At 65.2% G+C, this 11,504-nt stretch carries 10 protein-coding genes; 6 read left to right on the top strand and 4 right to left on the bottom strand.

Annotated features, from left to right (window positions below; all coding sequences use genetic code 11):
- Positions 1–125: 125 nt before the first annotated feature.
- Positions 126–884: a DeoR/GlpR family DNA-binding transcription regulator gene (locus D3880_RS16555; protein WP_119894525.1), complete on the bottom strand. Its 759-nt coding sequence runs from the start codon at positions 882–884 to the stop codon at positions 126–128.
- 96 nt (positions 885–980) lie between these two features.
- Here D3880_RS16555 and ybaK point away from each other — a divergent pair, with 96 nt between their 5' ends.
- From ybaK to D3880_RS16530, 5 genes are all read left to right on the top strand, one after another.
- On the top strand, positions 981–1,451 hold the full coding sequence (ybaK, locus tag D3880_RS16550) for a Cys-tRNA(Pro) deacylase (protein ID WP_119894524.1): 471 nt from the start codon (positions 981–983) through the stop codon (positions 1,449–1,451).
- Between the two features lie 186 nt (positions 1,452–1,637).
- Complete coding sequence (gene glpK, locus D3880_RS16545; RefSeq protein ID WP_119894523.1) at positions 1,638–3,125, top strand: glycerol kinase GlpK; 1,488 nt, start codon at positions 1,638–1,640, stop codon at positions 3,123–3,125.
- 39 nt (positions 3,126–3,164) lie between these two features.
- Positions 3,165–3,953: a substrate-binding periplasmic protein gene (locus D3880_RS16540; RefSeq protein ID WP_238474365.1), complete on the top strand. Its 789-nt coding sequence runs from the start codon at positions 3,165–3,167 to the stop codon at positions 3,951–3,953.
- A gap of 95 nt (positions 3,954–4,048) precedes the next feature.
- Positions 4,049–4,834: a PhzF family phenazine biosynthesis protein gene (locus D3880_RS16535; RefSeq protein WP_119894522.1), complete on the top strand. Its 786-nt coding sequence runs from the start codon at positions 4,049–4,051 to the stop codon at positions 4,832–4,834.
- 336 nt (positions 4,835–5,170) lie between these two features.
- The gene (locus D3880_RS16530) at positions 5,171–6,244 is read left to right on the top strand and encodes a GGDEF domain-containing protein (RefSeq protein ID WP_119894521.1); all 1,074 of its coding nucleotides are present in this window, start codon (positions 5,171–5,173) and stop codon (positions 6,242–6,244) included.
- Here D3880_RS16530 and D3880_RS16525 read toward each other — a convergent pair.
- From D3880_RS16525 to D3880_RS16515, 3 genes are all read right to left on the bottom strand, one after another.
- Positions 6,226–7,332: an ABC transporter ATP-binding protein gene (locus D3880_RS16525; RefSeq protein WP_119894520.1), complete on the bottom strand. Its 1,107-nt coding sequence runs from the start codon at positions 7,330–7,332 to the stop codon at positions 6,226–6,228. The genes D3880_RS16530 and D3880_RS16525 overlap by 19 nt on opposite strands.
- Positions 7,329–8,249: an ornithine carbamoyltransferase gene (argF, locus tag D3880_RS16520; protein ID WP_119894519.1), complete on the bottom strand. Its 921-nt coding sequence runs from the start codon at positions 8,247–8,249 to the stop codon at positions 7,329–7,331. Before argF ends, D3880_RS16525 begins: the two co-directional genes overlap by 4 nt.
- Positions 8,250–8,633: 384 nt before the next feature.
- On the bottom strand, positions 8,634–8,846 hold the full coding sequence (locus D3880_RS16515) for a cold-shock protein (protein WP_119894518.1): 213 nt from the start codon (positions 8,844–8,846) through the stop codon (positions 8,634–8,636).
- Positions 8,847–9,219: 373 nt separating this feature from the next.
- On the opposite strand from D3880_RS16515, the gene D3880_RS16510 reads away from it, so the two are divergent.
- On the top strand, positions 9,220–11,328 hold the full coding sequence (locus D3880_RS16510; protein ID WP_119894517.1) for a molybdopterin oxidoreductase family protein: 2,109 nt from the start codon (positions 9,220–9,222) through the stop codon (positions 11,326–11,328).
- The last annotated feature ends 176 nt before the right edge of the window (positions 11,329–11,504 follow it).

Below are 11,504 nucleotides of genomic sequence, written 5' to 3'. Positions count from 1 at the left end.
ATGATGTTCGTTTCCGAAAATAGTAGCCCGGCAAAGCTGCGCTGGCGAGTAGGCTGAGCGGCTATTCGTCGAGCGGTTCGGTGCGGTGCGGTGCAATTCGTACAACTGCTACATGGGCGGAGCGCTCAGACCAGATGCAGCTGGATCTTCTGCTCGGCCAGCAGACGGGCGATGGCGGTGGGTGGTGGACTGTCGGTGAACAACTGGTGGACCAGGGCGATGGAGCCCAGGCGCACCACGGCGTTGCGGCCGAATTTGCTCGAGTCGGCGGCCAGCAGCACCTGCCGTGCGTTGTGGATGATCGCCTGGGACACGCGCACTTCCTGGTAGTCGAAGTCGAGCAGGCTGCCGTCTTCGTCGATGCCGCTGATGCCCACCAGGGCGAAGTCGACCTTGAATTGCTGGATGAAATCCACCGCCGCCTGGCCGACCACGCCGCCATCGCTGCGCACCGTGCCGCCGGCCACCAGCACCTCGAAATCGGCCTGGGCGCTGAGCTGGGCAGCGACGTGCAGGTTGTTGGTGATCACCTTCAGGCCGCGATGGTTGAGCAGGGCGCGGGCGATCGCCTCGGTGGTGGTACCGATGCTGATGAACAGCGAGGCGTGGTCGGGAATCTGCGTGGCGATGGCCTCGGCGATGCGCTGTTTCTCCTCGCGCATCTGCCCGGCGCGCATGGCGTAGGCGGTGTTGTGGATGCTCGAGGCCTCGCTGGCGGCGCCACCGTGGGTGCGCCGCAGCAGGCCGCGCTCGGCCAGCTGGTTGATGTCGCGGCGGATGGTCTGCGGGGTGACGGCGAAGGCCTGGGCCAGCTCGTCGATGCTGACGTAGCCGCGCTCGCGGGCGCGGTCGAGGATGCTCTGCTGTCGGGGCGCCAGGTTCATGCGGGCTTCCTGTTTTTTGCCGGATTATAGGCTGTCGCCTAGGAAGATTTGCGGCTAAGGTAGGCCGATCCGATCAAATAATTTTCACTATCGAACATGACGCCTGCCATCGATCTGTTGAAGAAAGCCAAGGCTGAGCACCGGGTGCACAGCTATAGCCACGACCCCAAGGCGCCGTCCTATGGCCTGGAAGCGGCGGAAAAGCTCGGCCTGGAACCGGCGCGGGTGTTCAAGACGCTGCTGGCGGCGAGCGAGAAGGGCGAGTTGCTGGTGGCGGTGGTGCCGGTGGCCGGCAGCCTCGACCTCAAGGCCCTGGCCCACGCCGCCGGCGTGAAGAAGGCCGACATGGCCGATCCGGCCGCCGCGCAAAGAGCGACGGGCTACCTGCTCGGCGGCATCAGCCCGCTGGGGCAGAAGAAGCGTCTGCGCACCTTTATCGACGAATCGGCGCAGAGCCATCCGAGCATCTACGTCAGCGCCGGCCGACGGGGCCTGGAGGTGGAGCTGGCGGCGGCCACGTTGGCGCAGCACACCCAGGCGACCTTCGCCGCGATCGGCCGGGAGTGAGGAGTAGGTTGGGCAGAGCGCAGCGAAGCCCAACGGATGGTGCCAGGAGCCAAGCGTCGGCGATGGGTATCGCGTTGCTCAGCCCATCCTGCGTAGTGTGTTTTTGTAGGTTGGGTTGAGCGCAGCGATACCCAACAGCGATCCATCCCGTTACAGCGCTCCAGCAGATAACAACAAGGAACTGCCATGCCCCAATACCTGCTTGCCATCGACCAGGGCACCACCAGCAGCCGCGCCATCGTCTTCAGCGCCCAGGGCCTGCCCGTGGCGCGTGCCCAGCAGGAGTTCAAGCAGTATTTCCCCAAGGACGGCTGGGTCGAACACGACGGCGAGGAAATCTGGCTGACGACCCTCAAGGTCTGCCGCGAAGCCGTGCAACAGAGCGGCCTGAACGCCGCCGAGATCGCCGCCATCGGCATCACCAACCAGCGCGAGACCACCCTGGTGTGGGACGCGCAAACCGGCACGCCGATCCACCCGGCGATCGTCTGGCAGGACCGCCGCACCGCCGACTACTGCGCCGAACTCAAGGCCGCCGGGCATGAGGCGACGGTGGCGGCCAAGACCGGGCTGCTGATCGATCCCTACTTCTCCGCCACCAAGCTGCGCTGGATCTTGCACAACGTGCCTGGCGCCCGCGAACGGGCCGAGCGCGGCGAGCTGCGCTTCGGCACGGTGGACAGCTTCCTGCTCTGGCGTCTGACTGGCGGCCAGGCCCATCGCACCGATGCCACCAACGCCTCGCGCACCCTGCTGTTCAACATCCACAGCCAGCAGTGGGACGACGAGCTGCTCGCGCTGTTCGACATCCCGCGCGGCCTGCTGCCCGAGGTGCTCGACTGCGCCGCCGATTTCGGCCGCACCGACGCCAGCCTGCTCGGTGCCAGCATCCCAGTGCTGGGCATGGCCGGCGACCAGCAGGCCGCGCTGATCGGCCAGGCCTGCTTCGAAGCCGGCATGGTCAAGAGCACCTACGGCACCGGCTGCTTCATGATCCAGAACACCGGCAGCCAGCCGGTGACCTCGAAGAACCGCCTGCTGACCACCGTCGGCTACCGCCTCGGTGGTCAGGTCACCTATGCGGTGGAGGGCAGCATCTTCGTCGCCGGGGCGGCGGTGCAATGGCTGCGCGACGGCATCAAGCTGATCAGTCACGCACGTGACAGCGAGGCGCTGGCCGAGCAGACCGGCGATGCCTGCGGCGTCTACCTGGTGCCGGCCTTCACCGGCCTGGGCGCGCCGTATTGGGACCCGAAGGCGCGCGGGGCGATCTTCGGTCTGACTCGCGATACCGGGATCAAGGAGATCGTCACCGCCGGCCTGCAGTCGGTCTGCTACCAGACCTGCGACCTGCTCGAGGCCATGCGCCAGGACGGCGCCGCCGCACCCAGCGCGCTGCGGGTGGACGGCGGCATGGTGGAGAACAACTGGGTCATGCAGTTCCTCGCCGACATCCTCGGCGTGCCGGTGGAGCGCCCGGAGGTCACCGAAACCACGGCGCTCGGTGTCGCCTATCTGGCCGGTCTGCAAGCCGGGCTGTATGCCGACCTGAACCAGATCGCCAGCCACTGGCACCGCCAGCAACGCTTCACCCCGCGGATGGCTGCCGCCCATCGCGACACGCTCTACGCCGGCTGGTTGGATGCCGTGCAGCGGGTGCGCAGCGGCGCTTGAGCCGGTAATCTGGGGACGATTGAATCCAGGGAGAGGGTGGTGGCAGAGAGGCAGCGATTCCCAGGCTTCGGTCGCGTGTCGGCGCTGTTGCTCGCCGGCCTGTCGATGGTGGCGGCCCGGGCCGAAACCCTGGTCATTACCGCGGATGTCTGGTGTCCAATCAATTGCGCGGCGGCTGCCGACAAGCCGGGCATCTTGGTCGAACTGGCCCAGCAGATCTTCGCCGAAGCCGGGATCACGGTGGAATACCAGACGGTCAACTGGGCGCGCGCCATCCACGCGGTGCGTCAGGGCCGGGCGAATGCGCTGATCGGCGCCGGTCGCGAGGATGCCCCTGACTTTCTCTTCAGCGCCAGCGCGCCAGCCATCTCGCGCACCTGCTTTTACGTCAAGCCGGACAGCGCCTGGCGTTATCAGGGAGTGGACTCCCTGGCCGATGTTCGTCTCAGCGTGATCAACGGCTACAGCTACGGCCCCGATCTGGATGACTACATCCGCCACCATCAGCATGAGCCGGCCAAGGTGCAGACCGCCGCCGGCGATCGGGCCCTGGCGACCAATGTCGCCAAGCTGCTGCGCGGGCGTGTCGATGTCACCCTGGAAAACAGCCGGGTGATGGCGAGCCACCTGGCCCGGCGGCAGCCGCCGGCGCAGCTGTGGCAGGCCGGCTGCCGCAGCCCGGATTTACCAATCTACCTGGCCTTCTCGCCGACGCTGGCGTCCAGCCCGCGCTATGTGGCGCTGTTCGAGGCCGGGCTGCAACGCTATCGCCAAAACGGCCGCTTGCAGGCGCTGTTGGCCCGCTACGGCGTACGCGAAGACTGGTAGCCAGCTGTTGCGGCGCAATACTCGCGGACTGTAGCGGGCGAGGCCGGCCTGGTTACGGCATGCTGGGTGACCGTCCTGCCCTTATGAGTACCACCATGCACCTCGACTTCCACCAGATCGATGCCTTCACCCAGCGTCCGTTCAGCGGCAATCCGGCGATGGTCTATCGCCTCGACGCCTGGTTGGATGAAGCGCTGATGCAGCGCATCGCCGCCGAGCACAACCTGGCGGAAACCGCTTTTCTGGTGAAAGAAGGGGCGGTCTGGCACATCCGCTGGTTCACCCCGACCACCGAGGTACCGCTCTGCGGACACGCCACCCTGGCCAGCGCCTATGTGCTGTTCGAGCTGTATGGCGAGCCGGGTCAGCGCCTCGACTTCAGCTGCCAGTCCGGCCCGCTCAGCGTCAGCCGCGAAGACGGGCGCCTGGTGCTCGACTTCCCGTGCCTGCCGCCCCGGCGCATCGACGCCCCGGCCGAGCTGCAGCAGGCGCTGGGCATGCCGCTGGTGGAGGTGCTGGACACCGGCAAGGAACTGATGGTGGTCCTCGACTGCGAGCAGCGCGTGCGCGCCTGCCAGCCGGATCTGCCGGCGCTGGCGCGGCTGCCCTGGCTGGGGGTGATGGTCACCGCACCGGGCGAGCGGCATGACTTCGTCTCGCGCTATTTCGCCCCGGCGATCGGCATCGATGAGGACCCGGTGACCGGCTCCATCCATTGCAGCCTGATTCCCTACTGGGCCGCGCGCCTGGGCAAGGCGCAACTGCACGCCTTCCAGTGCTCGGCACGCGGCGGCGAGCTGTTCTGTGGCCTGGCCGGCGAGCGGGTGAAGATCGCCGGCCAGGCGCTACGGGTTGCCAGCGGCCAGCTCTGGCTCGACTGAAGACCTGTTTACGCTCTGCTGAGCGTCGGCCATCCGGCGTTGAAATCGGGCTCAGAAGCCGCTTACGGCTAACGCACTTCAGTGCGGCCCCGAAGGGGCGAGTGCAGCGAGTCATGCTCATTTACAGCTCGTAAACTCCGCTTCTTCGCCCGATTTACTCGCTGCGCTCGCCCTGCGGGCCAGCCTTCGGCTGTTACTCCGCTTCGCTGCGTTGCGCCTCTGGCTCTAGCTCGCGAGGTCGTAAACAGGTTCTGAACCCGTCTATCGTGAGGCTTGGCCGGCGGGACGCTCTGGCTATACTGCCGGGCAGTTACCGCAGGTCGATAAGGATTCTCGATGACGGCGCCTCCCCGTGATCAACTGCTGCGCTTGCGGCGTACCCTGCTGGCCAGCACCGCTTTAATCCTGCAGCTGCTGCTGTGCTGGCTGGCATTCGCTGCCGGGTTCATGTCCCTGAGCCTGGGCGGCATGCTGGTGCTCAGCTTCGTGGTGCTGAGCAGTTGCGTGCTGTTCCTGCTGGCGATCTGGCTCAACCTCAACCTGCGCTTGCGCGATCCCAGCCTGACCATGGTGCAAATGTGTTGGGGGATCGGCGTGGTGTTCTTCAGCGCCTATTTCGTCGACCACCTGCGTTCTCTGTTCCTGATGATGGCGCTGGTGGTGATGATGTTCGGCGCCTTCCGCCTGCGCCTCGGCGGCTTCGTGCGCATCGGCCTGTTCACCGTGGCCTGCTATGCGGTGCTGCTCGCCAGCCTGTGGCTGCGGGGCGCCGCCATCGAGTTGCGGGTCGAGTTGATCCAGGCCGTGGAGTTCCTGGTGCTACTGCTCGGGGTGTCGATTCTCGGCCTGGAAATGAGCAGTCTGCGCAGCTCGCTGCAACAGCGTAACCGCGATCTGCAGCAGGCCCTCGAGCGCATTCAGCTGCTGGCGATCACCGATGAGCTGACCGGGCTGTACAACCGCCGCTTCGCCAACGACCTGCTGGCCCAGCAGAAGGCGCTGGCCGATCGCGGCAGCTACGGCTTCGTCCTCTGCCTGCTGGATCTGGATCTGTTCAAGACGGTCAATGACCGCTTCGGCCATGCGAATGGCGACGCGGTGCTCAAGCAATTGGCGCAGCTGTTGCGCCGGGTCGTGCGCGATGTCGACTTTGTCGCCCGGCTGGGGGGCGAGGAGTTTCTTTTACTGGTGTCGCGCACCGACGTGACGGGCGCCGAGCTGATGGTTGAACGCCTGCGCCAGGCCGTGCGTGCCACCCAGTGGCAGGACTGTCCCGACCTGCAACTGAGCCTGTCGATCGGCATCAGCGCTTACCGCCCGGTGGAAGCCTGGGAAGACACCCTGCTGCGTGCCGACAGCGCCCTGTACCAGGCTAAAAACGCCGGTCGCGATCAGGTCGTGGTGGTGTAGCGGCGTACCCCGGAGTCGCCCAGGTTGATATGGGTGGCGACGCTGCCTTGCGCAGGGAATACCACCAGATGGTCGGCTGCGATGCGGATGCCGACTTGGGCCCCGGGCAGGTGGTCGGCATGGCTGGGGAAGATCGATTCCAGCAGGGTGCCGGTGGGCAGTTGCAGGCGGTAGAGGGTGGCGGCGCCGAGGAAGGTCTTGCCGACGATTAGTGCCTGCAGTTCGCTTTCCGGGGCATAGACGACGTCGTCCGGACGCAGCAACACGTCCACCGCACTGCCGGTCGGCCAAGTGTAGGCACGATTGCCGCGGATCACGCCCATTTCGGTCTGTACCGCTTCCGGGCTCAGCAGCTGGCCACGAATGAAATAGCCCTGACCGATGAAGCTGGCGACAAAGGGCGTCAGCGGCTCGTGGTAGAGGTTGTAGGGCGTGTCCCACTGCTCCAGATGGCCTTCCTTGAACACGCCGACGTGATCGCTGACGGCGAAGGCCTCCTCCTGGTCGTGGGTGACCAGGATGGCACTGGTGCCGCGCGCTTTGAGGATGTCGCGCACCTCATGGCTGAGGCGCCGGCGCAGTTCGCCATCGAGGTTGGAGAACGGCTCGTCGAGCAGCAGCAGCTGCGGTTCCGGCGCCAGCGCGCGGGCCAGGGCCACGCGTTGCTGCTGGCCGCCGGAGAGTTCGTGGGGATAGCGTTTGCCCAGGTTGCCGAGCTTGACCAGCTCCAGCAGCTCGGCGGTGATGCGTTTGCGTTCGGGGTGCTGGCGGATGCCGAAGGCGACGTTGTCGGCCACGCACAGGTGCGGGAACAGCGCGTAATCCTGGAACACCATGCCGATCCGGCGCTTCTCCGGGGCCAGGGTGAAGCCGGCGCGGGAGATCGCCTCGCCGGCCAGGGTGATTTCACCCTCGAGCACCGGCTCGAAACCGGCGATGGCGCGCAGCGTGGTGGTCTTGCCGCAGCCGGAGGGGCCGAGCAGGCAGCCGATATCGCCGGCGTTGAGGTGCAGATTGAGGTTCTGCACGATCTTCTGCTCGCGGTAACCGCAAGCCAGATTGCGCAGGCTCAGCAGCAGCGGTTTCATGCGTGGTGGTAGGCCGGCTCGACGAGCATTTCCAGCAGCGCCTTCTGTGCGTGCAGCCGGTTCTCCGCCTGATCCCAGGCCAGCGAGCGCGGGTCGTCGAGCAGGTCCTGGCTGATTTCCTCGCCGCGATGGGCCGGCAGGCAGTGCAGGAAGATCACCTCGGCGGCGGCCTGGTCGAGCAGGGCACGATTGACCTGATAAGGGCGGAACAGCTGCAGGCGCGCGCCGGCTTCCTCTTCCTGGCCCATCGAGGTCCACACGTCGGTGCTCACCAGATGGGCGCCGGCCACCGCCTCACGCGGGTCGCGGACAATGGTCACGCGCTCGCCGGCCTGGGCGAGGAATTCGGCTTTCGGTTCATAGCCTTGCGGGCAGGCCACGCGCAGCTGGAAGTCGAACTGGATGGCGGCCTCTATATAGGTGTTGCACATGTTGTTGCCGTCGCCGATCCAGGCCACGGTCTTGCCTTGGATGCTGCCGCGCTGTTCGAGGAAGGTCTGCATGTCCGCCAGCAGCTGGCAGGGGTGCAGGTCGTCCGACAAGCCATTGATCACCGGCACCTGCGAATGCGCGGCGAATTCGGTGAGGGTGCTGTGGGCGAAGGTGCGGATCATCACCGCGTCGAGCATGCGCGACATGACGATCGCGCTGTCGCTGATCGGCTCGCCACGGCCGAGTTGGGTATCACGCGGCGAGAGGAAGATCGCCTGGCCGCCCAGTTGAATCATTCCGGCCTCGAAGGACAGGCGGGTGCGGGTCGAGGCTTTCTCGAAGATCATCCCTAGCACGCGGTTCTTCAGCGGCTCATAGAGCGCACCGCGGTTGCGCAAGTCCTTCAACTCGATGCCACGCCGAATCAGGCCGTTGAGTTCCTGGGGCGTGCAGTCCATTAGCGAGAGAAAGTGTCTGGCGCTCATTATTCACTACCTTTGTACAACGCTTGCGCCGGTCCAGAAGCCAGGTTTTGCGGGGAAAACAGGCGGGACCGACGGCTTGGGGCCGCACCGGGCGACGAACTGGGGAAGGCGCGATCTTATAAAAAAATGTCGCGCCACGCTATCGAGCTTCAGTCGCTATGCGGCCTGCAGGCGGATGGCCTGGAATGATGCAATGCTCGATTCCGCTACCACAAGCCATACCGGCACGGCTGTCGGCTCCGCGGAAGGGGAGCATTTGTACACTGCGGCTCAACGGCTTGGCAAACCCGGTGCGATTTAGACTTGTTTCCAGCCGGCCTTGGGCGAACGAACGGACATAAAAAAGCCCCGCCAGTTGGCAGGGCTTTTTCGATCAGGGGGGGATTAGACCACCTGAACTTCCTCAGCTTGCATGCCTTTCTGGCCTTTAACGGCTACGAAAGAAACAGCTTGGCCTTCTTTCAGGCTCTTGAAGCCTTGGGTCTGGATAGCTTTGTAGTGCACGAACAGGTCAGCGCCGCCGTTGCTCGGGGTGATGAAGCCGAAGCCTTTCTCATCGTTGAACCATTTAACGGTGCCGTTTTCGCGATTTGCCATGGTGTTGTTCCTTGAAACGAAGTGAGTTGCAGCGCAGGCCTGTGCCCCGCCAGTACTGAGTGCAATGAGAGTTAGCGCATTCGTGCACAGGGTTGGATCGAAATCTAAACACCAAGTAGCGAGTCGCGGTTACACATGCAGCACAGTGGGGCAAAGATACGCACTTTGAATGATTAATGCGATGGCTTGATCGTCTCGGCGGGCATTATTCACCGGTTTGCGCCGCAAGCCCGGCGTTGACCGGGATAAATCGGCACGCCTGATGGGGCTTGATTCATAAGACGAACGCTTGTGGCGTAGCAGTCGGTCTGGCGCCATAGTCATTTTCCGCCGACCCGACCGGTCGTCTCGAATCCAATAATGAGGCGTGGCCATGACCAAGACCCTCCATCACCGTGCGTGCCATCTGTGCGAAGCCATCTGCGGTCTGAGCATCGAGACCCAGCGTCAGGACGATGGCGCACAGCACATCCTGTCGATCAAGGGCGATGCCCAGGACAGCTTCAGCCGCGGCCACATTTGCCCCAAGGCCGTGGCCCTGCAGGACATCCAGAACGACCCCGACCGCCTGCGCCGCCCCATGCGCCGGGTCGGCAATGAATGGCAGGCGATCGACTGGGATGAGGCCTTCGCTCTGGTCGCCGAGCGCCTGAGCGAGATCCAGGCCCGTCACGGACAGAACGCGGTGGCCGTCTACCAGGGCAACCCCAGCGTGCACAACTATGGGCTGATGACCCACAGCAACTATTTTCTCGGCCAGCTGAAGACCCGTAACCGTTATTCGGCGACCTCGGTGGATCAGCTGCCGCATCATCTGGTCAGCCACCTGATGTACGGCCACGGCCTGCTGATCCCGATTCCCGACATCGACCACACCGACTTCATGCTGATCCTCGGCGGCAACCCGCTGGCTTCCAACGGCAGCATCATGACCGTGCCGGATGTGGAGAAGCGCCTGAAGGCGCTCAAGGCGCGCGGCGGCAAGCTGGTGGTGGTCGACCCGCGGCGCACCGAGACGGCGGCCATCGCCGACCAGCATCTATTCGTGCGGCCCGGCCAGGATGCTGCGCTGTTGCTGGGCGTGCTCAACACCCTGTTCGAGGAAAACCTGACCCGCGCCAGCCACTTGGACACTGACGGTGTCGACGCGGTGCGCGAGGCCATCGCGGCCTTCGACCCCGAGGCCATGAGCACCCGTTGCGGGGTGCCGGCCGAGCAGATCCGCCAACTGGCGCGCGACTTCGCCGCCGCCGACAAGGCCGTGTGCTACGGGCGCATGGGCGTGTCGACCCAGGCGTTCGGCACCCTCTGTCAGTGGCTGGTGCAACTGATCAATTTGGTGACCGGCAACCTCGATCGGGCGGGCGGGGCGCTGTGCACCTTGCCCGCCGTGGATCTGGTGGCGACCACCGCCGGGGGGCATTTCAACCGCTGGCAGAGCCGCGTGTCGGCGCTGCCGGAATTCGGCGGCGAACTGCCGGTCGCGGCGCTGGCCGAGGAGATGCTGACCCCGGGCGAGGGACAGATCCGCGCGCTGGTGACCGTGGCCGGCAACCCAGTGCTGTCGACGCCCAATGGCCGGCAGTTGGAGCAGGCGCTGGACGGACTGGAGTTCATGCTCAGCATCGACTTCTACATCAATGAAACCACGCGCTACGCCGATCTGATTCTGCCACCAACGGCGCCGCTGGAGCACGACCACTACGACACCACCTTCAACCTGTTCGCCGTGCGCAACGTCACCCGCTTCAACGAGGCGGTGCTGGATAAACCGCAGGGTGCTCTGCATGACTGGGAAATCTTCGTCGGCCTGGCCCGGGCCTTCGCCGCCAAGACTGGGGGCGAGCTGAAGCCGACCCTGGCGCCCGAACAGATGATCGACATGGGTCTGCGCGCCGGTCCCTATGGCGAGCGCGGCGAGCACAAGCTGTCGCTGGCCGGCCTGCGCGATTATCCCCACGGCCTGGACCTCGGTGCCCTGCAGCCGAACCTGGCGGGGCGTCTGAAAACCGCCGATAAAACCGTGCAGGCGGCGCCGGCACTGCTGCTCGCCGATCTGCAGCGCTTTGCCGCGGTCAAGACGCCGAAGTCCGGCGAATTGCTGCTGATCGGCCGCCGCCACGTGCGCAGCAACAACTCCTGGATGCACAACTATCACCGGCTGGTGAAAGGCAAGCCGCGGCATCAGTTGCTGATGCACCCCGAGGACCTCGACCGGCGCGGCCTGAGCGATGGCCAGTTGGTGCGCGTGCGTTCGCGGGTCGGGATCGTCGAAGTGGAAGTGGCGGCGAGTGACGAGATGATGCCCGGGGTGGTCAGCCTGCCGCATGGCTGGGGCCACCGCCGCCCGGGCGTGCAGATGGAGATCGCCATGGCCCAGCCCGGGGCCAGCGCCAACGACCTCACCGATGAGCGCCAACTCGACGCCTTGTCCGGCAATGCTGCCCTCAATGGCGTGCCAGTGGAGGTCGAAGCCGCCTAAGAACCTGTCTCGGATCTGCTGCGCGTCGGCGATACGGCGTTAAAAACAGCCTCAGAATGCTCATTTACAACTCGTAAACTGCGCTTCTTCGGCTGTTTTTGCCTTGTCTCGCTCTAGCTCGCGAGAACCGAAACAGGTTCTAAGCGGGGTAGAGCGGAGGCCGAGCATGGCGCCCG

Source organism: Pseudomonas cavernae (assembly GCF_003595175.1).
GTDB lineage: Bacteria > Pseudomonadota > Gammaproteobacteria > Pseudomonadales > Pseudomonadaceae > Aquipseudomonas > Aquipseudomonas cavernae.
The sequence above is the reverse complement of the archived record's forward strand: the minus strand, read 5'-3'. Positions and strand labels throughout refer to the sequence as shown.